Here is a 16919-nt window from a genome sequence, read left to right as displayed (position 1 = left end):
TTCCTCACGGCTTCTTTATCCAGGTGCGGTCGACGGTCAGGGCGTTGAACTCGTCCAGCCTCTTGTACTCGATCTCCCACTCGATCCTGGGGCTTCCATTCGGCCCCTTCCAGTCATAGCGCTTGGCCGCCTTGACGAACTGCACCAGGAACTTCATATCCATGTCGTACCGGTACATCCCGGAGGCGTAGGTGCCACGCCCCCAGTACTCCGCGGCGACGCTCTGCTCACCGAAGTACACCTTGCCGTTGCTCCCCTCCTCCGCCCCCGGGCCGGATTCGGGCCGTGCAGCTTCTCATAGGCCACGTCCACGGTCTTCGGGGTCCGGAAGATGGGGAAGGTGCAGTCGGTGTCCGGCTTGGGCTTCGGCTTGTCGTCGGCGGGCGCGGCGGACCGCCGGACGGTCGAGGCCTTCGACTGCTTGCCCGGCTTGCCGCCGGAGTCGCGGTCGCAGGTGGCACCGAGCCGGTCCAGCTTCTCCTTGGCGTCCTCCAGCTTCTCGGTGAAGGCGTCGACCTTCTTACGGGCCTTGTCGACCTTCTCCAGGAACCCCTTGATGCCCCAGATCGCCTTGCCGATCTTCGGCAGCTTGCTCCCGATCTTCGCCAGCTTGACCGGGCCCGCGTTCTGCACGATGGCCCAGATGCAGATCCCGATGTCCGGGTCGTCGATGCACTCCTTGATGTCCGCCAGGAACAGCTCCACCAGGATCTCGGCGCCGTTGTCCATCAGGTAGTCCACGAGGTCCTGACCGGAGAGATCCCGGGCCAGCGCCAGCTCCTCCTCGCTCAGCCCGACCTGCTCCAGGGCATACTCGGTGGCCATCCGCAGGATCAGCGCGTCCAGGGCCTCCGCGCCGCTGCCGGGCTCGCCGCCCTCGCCGCCGGGCTGCGGGTCGGTGTACTTCGGGTTCTTCCTGGCGGCCTCCGCCAGTTCCTTGCGCTGCCGCTCGCGCTCGGCCTCCTCGGCGCGCGCGGCGGCCTTCTTGGCCTCCTCCGCGTGGACGTTCGCGTTCTTGGCCGCCTCCTCGGCTGACTTGGCGTGGGCCTCGGCGGATTCGGCGAGTTTGCCGGCGTCGGCGGCGTCCTGCTCCGCCTGGGTGGCCGCGCTCTGTGCCGTGGCGGCCTCGCGCTCGGCGAGGGCGGCGGCGCTGCTCGCGGCGGCGGCCTCGTTCTCCGCCCGGGTGGCGGCACCGCGGGCGCGCTCGGCCTCGACCTCCGCCTGGGTGGCGGCGGTACGGGCCGCGGCGGCGTCGGCGAAGGCCTGTTCGGCGGCCCGCCGGGCGAGGGCGGCGTCCGCCCTGGCCTGGGCGTCGGCCTGGTCCGCGCGGGCGGCGGCGGAGCGTGCCTTGGCGCCGTCCTCGGCGGCCTGGGCGGCGGACTTCAGCGCGGCGGCCGAGGAGCGGGCCGCGTCCGCGGAGGACCGGGCGGCGTCCGCCGCGGCCTTGAAGGCGGGCGCCACCTGGGCGTTGGCCCGGTCGGCGGCGGCCTTGGCGGCGTCGGCGGCCTTGACCGCCTCCGCTGCCCGGGCCTCGGCCTTGGTGACCTCGGCCTGGCCGGTCGCGATCGCGGCCTTGGCCACCTCGGCCGCCAGGTCGGCGCCGACGTCGGTACCGGAGAACGGGGTGGTCAGCGCGATGGCGGTGTTGGCCGGGTCGGCGATGCCGGCGGCGGTGGAGCGGGCGGACGCGGTTGCCTGGACGGCGACGGCGGCCTGGAGTTGCGCCATCGCGGCTTCGCGGGTGGCGCCGTCCGCCTCGTCCCGGGTGCGGTGGGCCGCTTGGAGAGACTGGTTGGCGCGGATGGCGGCGAGCCCGGCGAGGCGTACGGCCTCATGGGCGGCCATTCCGGCCCGGCCCTCCTGCGCGGTGGCCTCGGCGGCCTTGGAGTGGGCGCGCAGTGCGGCCGAGTGGGTGGCGGCGGCCTCCGAACGGGCCTTGTTCGCCGCGGCGTTCGCCATCGAGGCGGCCGCTTCGGCCTTGCCGGCGGCGGCGTTGGCGCGGGAGGCGTGCGCGGTGGCCTCGGTGGCGGCCGCGCGGGCCCGGGCCGCGGCGCCGGCCGCCTCGATGGCCGCGGAGCGCGAGCGGAAGGCCGCATCGGTGGCCGCGTCGGCCGCGGTACGGGCCGAGGCCGCCGCCTGCTTGGCGGTCGCGGCGTCGGCGCGTGCAGCGTCCGCGGCGGCCCGGGCGGCCTCGGAGCCCTCGGTGCCCCGGGTGGCGGCCTCCACCGCCTCGGTGGCCCGCAGCCGGGCCTGCTGGGCGTTGTTCTCCCGCTCGGCGGCCGCGGCCGCGTCCCGGGCCTTGCGGGCCTTGGTCTCCTCGCCCCGGGCCTTCTCGTCGGCCGTGGCGGCGATGCCCTCCTGCGCGGCGGCCCGGCCCCGGGCCTCGGAGGCCTTGGTCGCGGCCTGCTGGGCCTCGGCCCGCTTGGCGGAGGCGGTACGGGCCTGGGCGTCGGCGCGGGTACGGGCCTCGGCCGCGACGGCCTGCTGCTGCTCCGCCCGGACGCGGGCCGCGGCGGCCAGCTCCTGTTCGCGCTGGGCGACGGCCCGCTGCTCGGCGGCGATCTTCGCCTGGTTCTGGGCCACCACCCGGGCGTCGCGGGTCTTCTGGGCGTGCGCCCAGGCGTCCTTCTCGGCCTGCTCCGCCGCGACCCGGGCCTGGCGGCCCTTGGCGGCGGCGTCGGCGGCGATCTTGGCCTGGGCCTCGGCCTGCCGGGCCATGGCGGCGGCGGCCTTGGCGTGCTCCTGGGCGTTGGCGCGCCAGGCCTCGGCCTGCTTGGCGTGCAGCTCGGCCTTGTTGGCGGCGTTGAGCCCGGCCGCGTCGGCGGCGGTGGCGTCGATGGCGTGCCGGGCGGTCTGCGCGGCGCGGTGGGCGGCGTCGGCCGCGGCGGCGATGCCGGTGGCGACCTGGGACCACTGGACCCCGTAGGCCAGTCCGGTCTCCACCAGGATGTCGGCCTGCACCTTGGCCTGCCCGGCGGCCACCTGCGCCTGCTTGGCGGCGGTGTCGGCGAAGCCGACCTGCCGGGCGGCGTCCTTCTTCACCTCGGTGTAGTCTGACAGCCGCCTGCCGGCCTTGTCCGCGGACAGCATCCGGTCCGCCTCACGGGAGGCGGCGGCCGCCAGGCTCATCGCGTTGGAGGCGTTCTTCAGCGCTCGTACGGCGTCCCCGTGCACCGCGATCAGCTTGGTACGGGCCTGGGCGGCGCGGGCGGTGTTCTCGGCCAGCTTGCGCAGCCGCTCCGCCGCCTCCAGCGCCTCCTTCTGCTCCTTCTCCCGGGCGGCCCGCTCGTCGGCGTCCTTCTGCGCCGCGATCTGGTAGCCCTTGTCCAGGAACTCCGCGATGGCCTTGTCGTCACCGGTGGCCAGGGCGATCCTGGCCGCCCGCTGCACCTCGGGGCCGCCGCTGGCGGCGAGCATCTCGACCCGCTTGCGGAGCTCCTCGGCCCGCTTGCGATCGTTCTCCTCGGTGGTCTTGTCCCGCTGCCGGGCGATCTCCGCGCCGAAGGCCAGGAAGTCGGCCCGGTCCCCGGCGGTGCCCTTCAGCACCCGCTCGACCTCGGCGTTGAAGTACGGCCCGCCGGTGCCGCGCAGCGCCTCGATCTTCTTGCGGTTCTCGACATCGGCGGCGTTGCGCTTGTCCTGCGCCCGCTTGCGGGCCTCGGCCTCGCCGCGCTCCAGGAAGTCGCGGATCGCGTTGGGGTCGGTGCTCTCCAGCGCCTTCCGAGCGGCCTCGCGTACTTCCTCTTCCTCGTCGAACTCCGCGTAGTCCTCCACCAGTTGCCGGTCCGCGTCGGCGCTCAGCCGGGCCAGCGAGGTCATGGGCGCTCCGGGCGCCGGAGCGTCCGCCTCCGCCCGAAGCGCCGACGCGAGCAGCGCGGCGGCCGAGGGCGTGGCGACCGGTGCCTCGGGCGCGGCGGCCTGGGCCGGGGTGGTCAGCCCACCCAGCACCGCCGCGGCCACCACGGCCGACACGGCCTTGGCGGCCACCGCCCGCAGACGGCCGGCCCGTCGTCCCCCGGTCTTGGCCGGTCTTCCGGCCGCCTCGGTCCGTCTTCCGGCCCCTGGCCGGAGTATCCCCCTCATGGGAGCGTCCCTTTCGTTCGTCATGGAGAAGAGAACCGAGCGCTCCGGCCCGCTGTACGGTCCGGAGCACCCGGTGCGCGGCGGCCCGCCGAACTCCTCGGCCGGCCGCCGCCGTTCAGCGGGTGGCGGTGGTCAGCCCGCCACCCGGGTCCCGCCCTCGCGGGCCTGGCGGAGGATGTCCTGCCAGAAGGCGGCGGAGCCCACGGCGTCCTGCTCCTCCCGGGACCAGGACCGCTCGTTCTCGCCCGCGGGGTCGGCCAGCCGCTTCCACAACTCGTCCGCCGCGCCCTGGGCCAGGGCCTGTACGCCCTTCCAGGCCTCCGCCTGCTTCCCGGCGTGCTCCCGCTCCACCCGCCAGGCCGTCTCGGCGCCCTGTGCGTGGGCGGCCACGGCCTGCCAGGCGCGTTCGGCCTCCGCGCGGGCCGCGGCGGCGTCCGAGGCGCCGCGCAGCGCCTCCTCGGCGTCCACCGCGGCCCTGAGCAGCAACGACAGAGCGTGGTGACGGCGGGTTTCGCCGTCCGCCACCCGCAGCCGGTAACCCTCCAGATCGAGGGTGGCTCCATTGACCCAGCCGTAGCCGAAGAACTCCGCCACGTCCGTGTCGGTCGCACCTGGTCGCATGGCCCACTGCGCGGCCACCCGGACCTCCGCACCGGGATCCGCCACGCTCAGCCCCCGTACGAAGTCCCTTTCCCTGGCCGCGACTTCCTGCTGATGGGCCGTATCGGCGGCCCTCGCCGTACGGTCCCGCTGCTGTGCCTGCTCGTAACCGGTGCGCACGAACACCGCCCGGTCGTTGTCCGAGCCCTTGACGGCGTTCTTCGCCGCCGCGTTCACCTGCGGGGAGAACGCGGGGGGGTGCGTGACCACCACTCGTTCGCAGAAGAGCCTGTTGCGGGTACGGGTGTCACGCAGCCGCTGCTTGGCGAGGTCGTACCCGCCGCCTGGCTCGAGCCAGGCGGCGATCGCCTCGTCGCCCAGGGTGCTGCGCAGGGCGTTCCACGCCGAGGTGCGGAGCTCGGCGGGGAGCGACGACTTGGCGATGCGCGTGACTTCGTTCCTGGCCGCCTCGGCCGCGAGCGCCGTGACTGAGGCCGCCTCGTCGGCTGTGACGACGGCGCTCGCGGGCGGTACCGGGGTCGCCGCCCACGCCGGTGACCCGCAGATCAGCAGGGCCACGGTCAGCGCGGTCGCAGTGCGGATGCGCCCCCTCATACTCATGCCGCCGACTCCTTGATCGGCTTGACGCGCCACAGCTGGGCGTCGCTCTGGTTGCACGACCAGCTCTGCAGCGGCTTGGCCTTGACGACCTCACCGTTGGGGATGTCCAGGCAGCGGTTGGCCGTGTGGGTGGGGCGCACCTGGTACAACTTGCGGACCGGGTCGACGAGGTCGAGCTGCCAGCGGGTCTGCTTGCTGCCCGTGCAGGTGCCGCGGCGGATCTGCGCGCCCGTCTGAGTGCCCCCGCCCGCCACTTCGAGGCAGTCGTCGTCGACGATCCAGCGCAGCTCGAAAGAGGACCCGGCGGTGGGCACGATCCACCACTCCGCGGGGAACATCCAGCTGGCCCCGCACTCATCGAGGTAGGTCAAGCTCTGAGGGCCCGCGCCCAGGCAGAAGACGCCGCCCACCGTCTCCAGCTGGATGCGCGTCTTGTCTGCCGCGTGCGCGGTTCCCGCGCCGCCGACGAGGGCGGCGAGCGTGGCGCCGACGGCCAGCGCGGCTCGAAGGGTCCGTGCCATCGTGAAGTTCCGTTTCTGTGCGACTGTTCGGGGAGTACGGGACTGGGAGCGCATCAGGTGGTGGCGGGCGTCATGCGCCAGCGCTGCGGGGACAGGGCACCGCACTGCCCGATGAACGGCATGGCGCCATCCGCGGTGCTGTGGTCGGGCACCGTCAGGCAGTATTCGAGCTGGTCGGCGGGGCGCAGCTCGTAGCGGTCCGTGGCGACAGCGACCAGCATCACGCGCCAGCTCTGGGTGGTGGCTTCGGAGCACCACTCCTGCTGGACCTTCCAGCCGTTGGCGGGCACGGTGGCCAGGCATCTCCCGCTGTGCTTCGCCTGTATCTGGAACAAGCCCTTCCCGGTAGGCTTGAGGGCGAACAGCTGGTTGTCGAGGCCACTGGCGCAGGTCGACTGCACGGCGAGTACGCCATTGGCGAGACTGCCGCCCGACATGGTGAGGCACTTGCTGCTGTGCTCGACCTGGAAGCGGACGTACGAGGTGTTCGGCTCAGCGTGGGCGGAGCTCACGCTGCTGGTGATGGCGGCGAGGCCGGCGGCGGCGGCCAGGGCGACTCGGGCAATCCGGGTCATGGTGGTTTCCGTTCTTCGCTGGTGCTGTGGGACCGGTGCGGGCGGACGTGGATCAGGGGGCGAGCGGCGCGGCGATCTTCCAGGCGCCGGACTTGGCGACGACGTCGGCGCCGGGGCTCGCCCTGAACCCGTAGAGCGCTCCCGACAGGTGGACCAGCCAGCGCTCGTCGGGGCCGACGCCCCACACGAAGCCGATGGACGAGCCGTTCTTGCGGTTGCACCAGGTGGCGGCCTGCCGGAAGCTGCTGGTGCGGTCGTCGGGCGCCGCCTTGACTCGCAGCACACCGAGGGTGGTCGTGAGGTAGTAGCCGGGCTTACGGACCGACTCGAAGGACCAGCAGCCCGGCTGTGCCGCGAGGGAGGGCACGATGGTCCAGGTGGCGTCCTGCCGGTCAGCCAGCGGGCTCCTGCTGTCGACGGGGGTGATGAACGCCTCGCCCTTGTCCACGGTGGACTGGCGGACGATCATGCCGGTGGCCGACGGATCGGTGGACTGGATCGACTGGCGCTTCAACCGATACTGGGTGTCCTCTTTGAGGAACTCTGCAATCTGCTCGTCGGTCCCTGCCAGGGCCCTCTTCGCGGCTGCCACGAGGCCGGGGTGTACCCCGCCGTTCGCGGCGCCCGCCTGGATCTGCAGGGCTAGTTTGCGGTTGGCTTCGGCGGCCTTCTTACGGCGGTTCTCGTCGTCCAGTTTGTACGCGACCTCGGCACCGGTGTGGATGTACTGCTTCCAGTCCTCCGCCTTGGCGCTCAGGACGGCCCGCTGCCCGGCCGCGTACAGCTCAGAACCGCGCAGGTCGGCGGGGGCCAGCCGGAGCAGTTCGCGGATGTAGTTGTCGCTGCTGAGGATGAGCATTCCCTCGGAGGGGGTGATGCGGAACAGTGCAGCCGTGCTCTTGCGGGCCGCCAGCTCGCGCAGTCGCTCGGCCTCCTGACGGTCCTTCTCCTCCAGCTCCTTGAGCTCGTTGGCCACATCGATCCTGTGCGCGTCGCGCACCCCGTTGACGATGTATTCGCGCCACTCGTCCGGCCCGCCGGAGAGTGCTCGGGTGCCCGCCGCCCGTACCTCGGGCCCTGCGGCGGTGTGCTTGATCACGGCGCGGATGAAGTTGTCGTCGTTCAGGGCCAGCAGCTCGGGGGTGCTCGGGATGCCCACCACCTGAAGGGCCTGCGTCCTGGCGAGCCGCGCGGCACGCTCGGCCTCGGCCTTGTCCCGCTCTCGCTGCTGGTCCAGCCGGTAGGCGTCGTGGATGCCGGTGGTGATGTACCGGACGTGATCGGCGGCCGCCGAACTGAACATGGCTTCCTCGGCGGCGACCCGCACGGAGTCCAGCAGCTCACCGGCGTCCCTGGCCTTCTGCCACAGCGCGTGGATGAAGTCGTAGTCGCTGAGCAGCAGTACGTCCGATGTCGGGTCGAGCCGCACCACAGCGGCCGCGTTCACCCGCTGAATGTCGGTCGTGCCGATCCCCGCTGCCCGCACCGACGCACCCGGCGCGGCGCCCGAGGCGTTGTCGGCGGCGACCGCGCCCGGAGCGGAGACGGTCAGCACCGCGATGAGTGTGGTGGTGGCGGCGACGCCACGGGTGACGGTCCTGTGCAACCGCGCGGACGAGGCAGAGCTCTTGTGCATGTTGTTCTTGTATTCCCTACTGTCGTCGCCCGGAGGCGACTTGATGAATGCAGGGTGAAATCGGCGCAGGCAGGGTCGCCCGTTCCTCCTGAAAGCGGAATGACGGCAAGGATGTCAGCGATCCGTCATAGCGACGGCACGGCACTGACATCCCGCACGGATCCCCCTGGCGATGAACAAATTTCCCCCGGCACCGGCCGTTCTAACCGGGTGCAGGGCGACCTTACTTGGATCTTGCCCGGCACAGCAAGGCGAGTTCCCGAATAGGCCCGAAGGGGGGGCGAAGTGACTGACGGCGTCATGTCGAGCCCCTTGTGGCAGGGTTGGCAAGCATTGCCGGGGCATGTCCCTCCTCATGGCGCTTTTTGGTCGGTCGTTGCGATGCGTGGCCACAGCAGTTACGGTTGCAATGCCGATCTGACCAGTCGGCACGCCGGAAGGGGGACCGGGCCATCGAGCCCCGGTGAACCTTGTAGGCGCTGGGGAGCGCTGAGGGACAATGGGGGGAATGAGTGGTCAACAGGTGTGCGCAGGCACCGTGAAGGCCCTGCTGTGATGTCTTCGGAGTGCGGGAATCTCACGCCCCGCCAGAGATCCGAAATCGACCGGGCCGCCTTCCAGTGAATCCGTGAGTAATGACGTTTCCGCTGCCGAAAGTTCCTGCTTCTCGGTGATGTTGTGCTGCTCCGAATATTTCTGCTTGATTTCCGCCGGTGTGATGCGGCCGTGTGGTCGTTCGTCCTTTACGTTTCGTGCGGACGTTACTTCAGCCCGACTGGTAGTTCACTGAACTTCTTCAGCGCTGCCTCTCCAGTGTGAGGACTGCTTTGGCGATTTACGTCATGCGGTTGGGGCTGCATCGGGCCCTGCGGAAGTTCCGCCAGGACTTCAGCCTTGCGACGCCGCGTTCGACGGGTGCTCGCGCTGCGGCCAGTGCTTGATTGAGGGTCTTTTCGGTGGGGGTGAGTTCCTGCAGGGGCCTGCGTTTGATGCCGGTGGTCAGCCACGGGCCGGCGCCCTGGTAGGCGAGATCGGCAAGGATGGGAACGCCCTGGCGCTCGCAGATCCGGATGATCCGGTGGGTGCGGGCGGCGGTCAGGTCGTGGGTGCGGCCCGGCAGGGCGGGCGAGAGCCACAGCAGCCGGCCGCCGGGGTCGGTGACGACCTGCACGTTCACACCATGGCGCCGGTGTTTGTGGGAGTAGTCGGTCCGGCCGTCGCCGACCCGGTCGCACTCGGCGAGGGTGCCGTCGAGCAGGACGAAGTCGGGATCGTGCTCGCGCAGCGTCTTCAGCAGGCCCGGTGCACGTGCGGCGAGCAGGTCGACGACCGCGCTGGTGTAGGCGTGGGCGGTGGACTCGCTCATCCCGAACCCGGCGGCGATCTTCGCGAGAGTGGTGTGTTCGCGCAGGTACACCAGTGCCACCATCGTCCGCTGGGACGGACGGAGCTTGCAGCGCCGGTCGCCCTCACGGGTGACGATCAGCATCGTGACCCACTCCACGAGTGCGTGCGGCAGGTCGAGTGCGGCAGGATGGACGACCAACGAGGCCTCCGAGCAGTGTTGTTGAGACGTCAGACATCTCGATCAACAGCCCGGGGGCCTCGTCCGTTGCGCACCACGGCCCATCACCCGATCGGTGGCCAACTCGAAGAAGCTCAGTGAGCCTCTTTCATCCTCTGTAGTCGCAGGTCAGTAGGGTGTGGATGGCCTGGACGATGGTGCCGATGCGGCGGGTGGAGCATCTTGCTCGCCGGAGCAGTCGCCAGGACTTCAGTTGCGCGAAGGCGCGTTCTCCCGGGGCTCTCAGCCGGGCGTGGTCGCGGTTGAACTGCTGGTAGTGCTGCGGCTGTTCGCGGTGGTGGTAGTACGGGGTGCGGAAGGTGGCGCCGGCGCCCTGGTAGGCGCGGTCGGCGAGGACGAGGATCTGGCGGGTGAGGCGGGCTTGGACGATGCCGTGGGCGCGGGCCGCGGTCAGGTCGTGGGTGCGTCCGGGCGTGGCTCGGGAGAACCAGAGCGGTGTGCCGTGGTGTCGGGCGATGACCTGCACGTTCATGCCATGGTTGCGGTGTTTTTGCGAGTAGTACGGCTCGTCCGCGCGGATTCGGTCGGTGGGGATCAGGGTGCGGTCGACGATGACGTGGTCGCCCTCGCCGAGGCCGGTGAGGGCTTCGTGGAGTCCGGGTTCCCAGGAGGCCAGGACGTCCAAGGTCTCATCGACGTACCGTCAGGCGGTGGCCTGGGATATCCCGAAACCGGCTCCGAGCTGAGAGAACGTCTCGTTCTTCCGCGGATGAACGAGAGTAAGCAGTGCCTGCTTGGAGCAACCGGGCTTGCGCCAGCGGGTGTTGCGCGTCAGGCGGTGCTCGTACAGCAACCAGGAAACATGCTCGACGAGCTCATGAGGGACGTCGGCCATGGCAGGATACGGAACCAACAGGGCCTCTTCGGTCGCCGGTGTGTTGAGTGAGATCACCACGCCAACGACGAGAGGCCCTGTCTCGTCACCACGCACCCTGACCAGCCAGTTTCACCTGCCAGCACAGGATGAAGGAGGCGCACTGAGTGCTTCTTGCCCTGACGAGGCGCGTACGACCGTGTGCTCAAGAGGGGACAGGATGGCCTCCTGGGCCAGCAAATTCTCCGGCTGGTCGTCGACCATAAGGATCTTCACCTTCTTGTGCACCGCCGAGGACGGTGTGGCGCGTCCGGTGACCGCGCGCCGGGCCACCGGTGGCTGCTGCCGGCCTCCTGCCCGGGGAGCCGGGGTCGGATGGCTGTCGGGTGAGGCGCCGACGGGCGAGGCGATGCCGAGGCGCTTGAGCAGCCGCTCCTCCAGTCGGGCGAAAGACCGTTCCGGGATGTCGGCGGCCGCTTCACCCCCTGGGTGGGTCACCCACGAGGTGAAGCTCGGCGTGTGCCGGGCGGACGACGCCAGGCGGTCGGCGATCAGCCGCGTGGAACGCAGCAACTCGCGGGCCGGAAGCGCGCCGAGGAGGATGCGCCGAGTGCTGTCGGAGAAGTCGAAGGCATCCGGCTGAGGCCGTCGGCCGGGGGTGACCGGGGCGGTGTTGTGCATGAGGCCGCCGAGAAACACCTCCACGAGGTGTCCGGCGTCCGTCGGAGGGCCCAGTGCCTCCTGGATCATGCGCATGACGGGCGGGGTGACAGGTGCTACGGCCGCGAAGTGGGCGGCGAGACGATACGCCTCGGGGCTTGCGGCACCGCGGAAGCGCATGACGGCTTCGGCGTCCGCGCCGTGCCGATTCCCGACGCGCCGTGTCTCGGTTGCGGACCGCCGGGTGTCCCACAGCGAGAGCACCGCCGTCGCGCTGGGAGAGGCGATGAGCCGGGCCCAGTCGCCGACGGCGGCCGGTGTGGGTTCGAGTACCGGGATGGGGACGGCATCGAAGCTGACCAGATCTGCCGGCAGCCTCGGATCGTTGACGCGCCAGGCTGTGGTGGGACCTCCCCTGCGGGCACTGGTGACGTGCCATGGCCGGACCGGGATGCCCGAGTTCGCCCAGAGCCGGGTGGGCAGCGTCTGAAGAATCGCGGTGGGCTGCTGCCGGGCCCACAGGGCCGCCGCCTCGCTCATACGGCCGTCCCGCCACGCCTCGCCCACGCCATCGCTGATCACGAGGGCCAGGGTGCCGCCAGTGGGGTCGCAGAGCGCGGCAGGCGGAAGGTAGGGGCCTTGCCGCAGGTACGGATGGTTGGTGAGCAAGGGAGCAGCGGAGCCGCGGGTGTTCAGTCCGATCACACGGACGTCGCGGAAGGCTCCGGCGTGTTCCATCAGAGAGCGGACCTCCGAGGCCATGCGCTTCCACAGTCGTCGATGTCGTCGAGCGCCTCGTGGCCGATGTGCGCGGCGACGATGTCCCGCAGCCGCTCCTCGTCGGGTTCGGGCAGGTCGAGGCGGAGGCACCGCCGGAGGAAGGCAGGCGGGAACTCGCGTTCGCCGTTGCTGGTGATGATCACGACAGGGAACTCCCGGCAACGGACACGGCCGCGGATCACCGCGGCCGGCGCGTCCGGGTCGTCCGTCCGGACATGGACCGTGCCGTGGTCCTCGGGGAGGCGGCTGAGTTCCGGAATCTCGAACTGGGCCTCCTCCAGCACGGTGAGGAGGTCGTTCGGCAGATCGATGTCCCCCTTGTCCATTTCGTCGATGAGCAGGACTCTGGGCCGGTCCTGTGCCAGCAGTGCGTTGCCCAGAGGGCCGAGCCGGACGTACTGGCCGATATCGGGTTCGGGGCCGTCTGTGTCCCGGCGGGGGTTCGCTTCCCGGAGCCGGCCGATCGCATCGTCGTAGTACAGGGCGTCCTGGAGGTTCGAGCGACTGTTCACCGGCCAGTGGAGGACGTGGCCGAGAGCGAGTTCGTGGGCTATCGCGTGGGCCAGGGAGGACTTTCCGGTACCGGGGTGCCCCGTGACCAGCAGTGGCCGTCGCAGGTGGAGGGCGGCGTTGACGATGTCCGCATCGTCGGGGTCGATCAGGTAGGGACGGGGACGTTCGGTCTGCGAGCCGTCAGGACTCTCCAGGTGCAGCCGGCGCCATGGGGGAGCGGGCGGAAAAGTGACCCGGCGGGGGGCACCGTCACCGCGGAAGAGCCGCCAGCCCCCTTCGGCGAAGGGGGCGGGTCGGCCGGTGCCGGCTGATTCGGCGGCGGTCATGACGCGTGAGCTCCTTCGTGGGGGTCCTGCAGGGTCAGCGACTCGGGACGCGGCCGCAAGCTGTGCTCCTCCCACACGAGTGCGGGTCGTGCCGGGACCGTTTCCGGGTCGTCGAACGCCGTCCCCCGGAAGACGCGGACCCGATCGGGCAGACCGGCGAGCGGGCCGGTGGGGTCCACCTGTTGCAGGCCGGTTCCGTCCGCAGGGCAGTCGGCCCGCCGATCCCAGAGCACGACCGGGACGCCAAGGGCCAGTCAGAGTTCGAGCAGAGCGTCTCGCTGCTCCGGACGACCGTGGAGCACGACCTGTACGGCGTCACGATGTGTGGTCTGCAGCAGCCGCCTGAGGCGTGGCGGAGTCACGGGTTCGTCGCCGACGACCAAGGGGCCCGCGCGGCCGCTCTCCCAGCGTCGCCGGTGTTCCCGTTCTCTGCCCCTCACCAGTTCGCTCATCTCCGGGCAGCTCAGGGTGATGCAGAACTCGGCGCCGATGGGCTGGTCGGGCACGAACTCGTTGGGTGCCCCGGGATTCCATTCGTCGATGGGCAGATGGAGGCTGTCACGGGCCACCAGAACCGTCGCATGGGGCACGGCCGCCGGGCCGATCTCGTCCGCGACGACCTCGATGGCGTCCCGCAGGCGCCGGGCCACCTCCTCGGGCGTCCTCGGCGCGCTCTCCGCCTCGTGGAGCGGGGTATGTGTGCCGTCGGCGCGGGCCAGCGTGATACGGCAGTAGTAGCTTTCGCGTGTTTCGGTCCGTGCCCGGCTGACTTCGACGACGACGCGGGACAAGGGAGACGGCCGCTGCGCGGCCCAACGACCGGCGTCGATGCGGCGCTCGGCAAGCGCCACCGAGTGGATGCCGGTGCGGGCGGCCACGTGGTCGCACCAGGTGCGCAGTTCTGTCCCCGATTTCTCTTCCAGGGCTGCTGCGGTGCATTCGAGCAGGCGGAGAAGTGCCGGTACGGGTGGTGTCCCGTCCGGTACACGCTCGCTGTCGGAGACGGACTCCAAGTGCTCGACAACGTGCTCAAGGTCCTCGGCGCAGAGATGCGTACGGTTCAGCGGCTCGGGCAGCCACACGTAGCGCAGTGCTTCACGGGCGGCGCGAGGGATGAGCGTGGGCTGCTCCTCGCAGATGCCGCGGAGCAGTTCCAGCAAGTGCTCGTACTCGTCCAGGGACAGGAGCAGACACAGTCCCCCGGCACGGGCGCGGGTGAGGACGTCTGTCAGGCGGGTGCGCTCGCCCTCGCCGGTGAGAGCCGGGGCCAGGGTGGTGCTCAGCGAGGGAAGGGCACGGGGATGGGAGGCCACGAGTGCCGCGAGGTCGGGCACGGTCACTTCGTGGCTGTCGGGCACGGTGTATCCGAGCCGCCGTACGAGGGCACGGGCATGTGCCGCGTAGGTGATCCGGCCGCCGAGCAGCGACCACAGGATCCGCTCGGCCTCCTGCTCGGCCGCGCTGCGTTCCGCCGCGGGCCGGGCCGTCGGGAGGGTGGCCCCGATCTCGGCCAGGCGAGGTGGACCGCCGTCGTACCGCCGCAGGAGCGCCTCGAACCCGTCGTCCTGGATGAATCGATGTGCCGGGAGGGCGTGCAGGCGGCGGTTGCCGTAGGACCGGTCGTCACGAATCACCACGCCCACAAGGTGGTTCTCGCAGAACACCGCAGTTCCCGAGGCGCCTCCCCAGGCTTTGCGGCCGTCGTCGCGGTGGTCGGGGGCGGGCTCCTGGTCGAGCACGTAGAGGCCGCGAGCCCCGGAGGACAGCGGAGGCAGGACGCCCCGGAGATGTTCGGCATCCCGGCTGTCTTCCGCGGACGCCAGCGGAAAGCCCAGTCCCTCGTAGCGCAAGGGGGCCGTCTCGACAGGGTGGCCCCACCGGACCGATCCCGGTACGTCGACCGTGTCGTGCAGGAGCAGCAGGGCGACGTCCAGGTCGAGCGGATGGGTCCAGATCAGCTCCGCTCCGGTGCGGAGCGTCTCACCGCGCCCCGGGTGTCCCACTCTGACCCGGATCTCCTCCCAGCAGGCACCGGTTTCGGCCTCCCGAAGGGTGTGTCCGGCCGTGAGAACCAGGCGGGGGGCGACAAGGTAGCCGGAGCCGACGTGCCGCCGCAGCTGTGTGGTTCCACTGCGGATGAGCACCAGTCGCCGCGGGTCCGTCACTCCTCGTCCCAGGACCCGGCTTCGGTGTCACTGATCTCGGGACCGGAGCCCCGCGGGCCCGGTCCCGGACCGAGAGTTTCAGCGTCAGCCTGTGGGTGTGGACGGTCGTGCGTTCACCGCCCGCGCCGACGGTCGCCACACCGAAGCTGACCTTGCCGTCGCCCGTGCCGCTGGTGCGCAGTTCCAACTGCAGCTCCAGTTCGGCCTCCTCGATACCGAAGGCGAATTGCTGGCCCGCCCCCTGGTCCTGTGCCCGGTAGAGTTCCTGCCGCAGCTCCTCGATCGCTGCGGCAACACCGATCCCCGCCATCCGCCCCCAAGTGCCATGTGTCCGCGAAGCAGTCTGCCAAGTTCCGGGGACGGGCACCGGGGCTTCCGGGAACGAGGACGTGAGAGGTCTGCGCTCGACCGCGTGCAGGGGAGCGCGACCGCTCGGGCTCGTGCTCAGCGCGGGCGCGGCAGGCCGTCCGGCGGCTCGTGCGGGGCCCCCGTGGTCAGCCGGGCGACCAGCTCCCGTTTGAGTACCTTGCCGCTGGGGCCGAGGGGGAAGGCGTCCACGAACTCGACCCGGCGCGGGTACTTGTACGGTGCCATCCGCTCCTTGCTCCAGGCGACGATCTCGGCGCCCAGGGCCGGGCCCGGTGCCGTGCCGGGGTGGGGCCTCACCACCGCGCACACCTCTTCGCCGTGGACGGGGTGGGGGAGTCCGACGACGGCCGCCTGGGCGATCGCCGGGTGGTGGGCCAGGACGTCCTCCACCTCGCGCGGGTAGACGTTGTAGCCGCCGCGCAGGACCACGTCCTTCTTGCGGTCGACGACGGAGAGGTAACCCTCGTCGTCCTTGACGCCCAGGTCACCCGAGCGGAACCAGCCGTCCACGACGGCCTCGGCGGTCGCCTCCGGCCGGTTGAGGTAGCCGGCCATCACGTTGTGTCCCCGGATGACGATCTCCCCCGTCTCGCCCACGGGCAGCAGTTCGATCCTGTCCTCCACCTCGGCTCTGGCGATCTCGACCTCGACACCCCAGATCGGCCGGCCCACCGTGCCCGGTCTGAGCGGCCACGCCTTCTGGTTGTAGGCCACCACCGGGGAGGTCTCGGTCAGCCCGTACCCTTCGAGGACCGGGCAGCCGAACGTCTCCCGGAACGCGTCCAGGACCGCCACCGGCAGCGCGGCGCCGCCGGAGAACGCGCGGTCGAGCGCGGGCCTGCGCGGGTCGGCGAGGGCCGCTTCGAGGAGGGCCGTGTACATCGTCGGGACCCCCATGAACACGGTGCAGCCCTCCCGCACCATGAGGTCCAGCGCGCCCGGTCCGTCGAACCGGGGCATCAGCACCAGGGTCGCCCCGGCCCGGAAGCAGGTGTTCATGCCGCAGATCTGACCGAAGGTGTGGAACAGGGGCAGACAGCCGAGCAGGACGTCGTCCGCGGTGAAGTCGAACGGCGAGAGCATGGTCGTGCCGACGTTCATCACCACGTTGAGATGGGTGAGCAGGGCGCCCTTGGGCCGGCCGGTGGTGCCGGAGGTGTAGAGGATCACCGCGATGTCCTCGGGTGCGCACGGCACCTGACGGTCGATCGGGGCGCTCCGCGCCGCGAGCGCGTCCAGCCTCGGTGCGCGGGCGAACTCCCCTTCCTCGCCACCCTCTTCTGCCATGACGGTGAGTACGGGCGTGCCGGTCGTCCCCGCCGCCCTGCCGCCCTCGGCCAGGAGCGGGGCGGCGCAGATCAGCGCCGCCGCCCCGGAGTCCTTCAGTACGTACGCGATCTCGTCCGCCCGGAGCAGGGCGTGGACCGGAATCGCGATCGCGCCGAGCGCGAGCACACCGAAGTAGGCCGACGGGAAGTGCGGGGTGCTGGGCAGCAGCAGCGCCACCTTGTCGCCGGGGCCGATGCCCCGCGCGCGCAGCGCCGCCGCGTACCTCCGTGCCTCGTCCCACAGTTCGCGGTAGGTGATCTTCCGCGTACCGGCCACGACCGCCGGGTGCTCCGGTCGCCGCAGCGCGGACTCGGAGAGGATGGATGCCACGGAGAGGGTCAC

11 protein-coding genes and 2 pseudogenes are annotated in these 16919 nt (G+C 71.0%); all 13 read right to left on the bottom strand.

Going from position 1 to position 16919, the window contains the following annotated elements:
• Positions 1-4 precede the first annotated feature (4 nt).
• The gene (locus DJ476_RS34365) at positions 5-163 is read right to left on the bottom strand and encodes a hypothetical protein (protein WP_162638593.1); all 159 of its coding nucleotides are present in this window, start codon (positions 161-163) and stop codon (positions 5-7) included.
• Positions 154-4083 carry a hypothetical protein gene (locus tag DJ476_RS02330; protein ID WP_162638591.1) on the bottom strand — a complete coding sequence of 1310 codons (3930 nt, stop codon included), beginning with the start codon at positions 4081-4083 and terminating at the stop codon, positions 154-156. Before DJ476_RS02330 ends, DJ476_RS34365 begins: the two co-directional genes overlap by 10 nt.
• A gap of 132 nt (positions 4084-4215) precedes the next feature.
• A complete protein-coding gene (locus DJ476_RS02325) occupies positions 4216-5304 on the bottom strand; it encodes a hypothetical protein (protein WP_318294308.1) in 1089 nt (362 codons plus the stop codon).
• A complete protein-coding gene (locus DJ476_RS02320) occupies positions 5301-5825 on the bottom strand; it encodes an RICIN domain-containing protein (protein ID WP_162638589.1) in 525 nt (174 codons plus the stop codon). The genes DJ476_RS02325 and DJ476_RS02320 overlap by 4 nt, the downstream gene beginning before the upstream one ends.
• A 53-nt stretch (positions 5826-5878) precedes the next feature.
• A complete protein-coding gene (locus DJ476_RS02315) occupies positions 5879-6400 on the bottom strand; it encodes an RICIN domain-containing protein (protein WP_112489684.1) in 522 nt (173 codons plus the stop codon).
• 52 nt (positions 6401-6452) lie between these two features.
• Positions 6453-8036: an AbfB domain-containing protein gene (locus DJ476_RS02310; RefSeq protein ID WP_112489683.1), complete on the bottom strand. Its 1584-nt coding sequence runs from the start codon at positions 8034-8036 to the stop codon at positions 6453-6455.
• 835 nt (positions 8037-8871) lie between these two features.
• Positions 8872-9582: a transposase family protein gene (locus tag DJ476_RS02305; RefSeq protein ID WP_112489682.1), complete on the bottom strand. Its 711-nt coding sequence runs from the start codon at positions 9580-9582 to the stop codon at positions 8872-8874.
• 127 nt (positions 9583-9709) lie between these two features.
• Positions 9710-10516: pseudogene (locus DJ476_RS02295) on the bottom strand (transposase family protein).
• A gap of 51 nt (positions 10517-10567) precedes the next feature.
• Positions 10568-11833 carry an SAV_2336 N-terminal domain-related protein gene (locus tag DJ476_RS35080; protein ID WP_318294307.1) on the bottom strand — a complete coding sequence of 422 codons (1266 nt, stop codon included), beginning with the start codon at positions 11831-11833 and terminating at the stop codon, positions 10568-10570.
• A complete protein-coding gene (locus tag DJ476_RS02285) occupies positions 11833-12714 on the bottom strand; it encodes an AAA family ATPase (protein WP_112489680.1) in 882 nt (293 codons plus the stop codon). Before DJ476_RS02285 ends, DJ476_RS35080 begins: the two co-directional genes overlap by 1 nt.
• Positions 12711-14348, bottom strand: a pseudogene (locus DJ476_RS02280) (VMAP-C domain-containing protein). Before DJ476_RS02280 ends, DJ476_RS02285 begins: the two are co-directional and overlap by 4 nt.
• A 346-nt stretch (positions 14349-14694) precedes the next feature.
• Positions 14695-15189 (bottom strand): trypco2 family protein, encoded by a 495-nt coding sequence (locus DJ476_RS35310; protein WP_318294305.1) that lies wholly within the window; start codon positions 15187-15189, stop codon positions 14695-14697.
• A 134-nt stretch (positions 15190-15323) separates the two neighbouring features.
• Positions 15324-16919, bottom strand: a complete 1596-nt coding sequence (locus DJ476_RS02270; protein ID WP_112489678.1) for a long-chain-fatty-acid--CoA ligase — start codon at positions 16917-16919, stop codon at positions 15324-15326.

Origin of the sequence: Streptomyces bacillaris (genome assembly GCF_003268675.1) — a bacterium.
GTDB lineage: Bacteria > Actinomycetota > Actinomycetes > Streptomycetales > Streptomycetaceae > Streptomyces > Streptomyces bacillaris.
The sequence above is the reverse complement of the archived record's forward strand: the minus strand, read 5'-3'. Positions and strand labels throughout refer to the sequence as shown.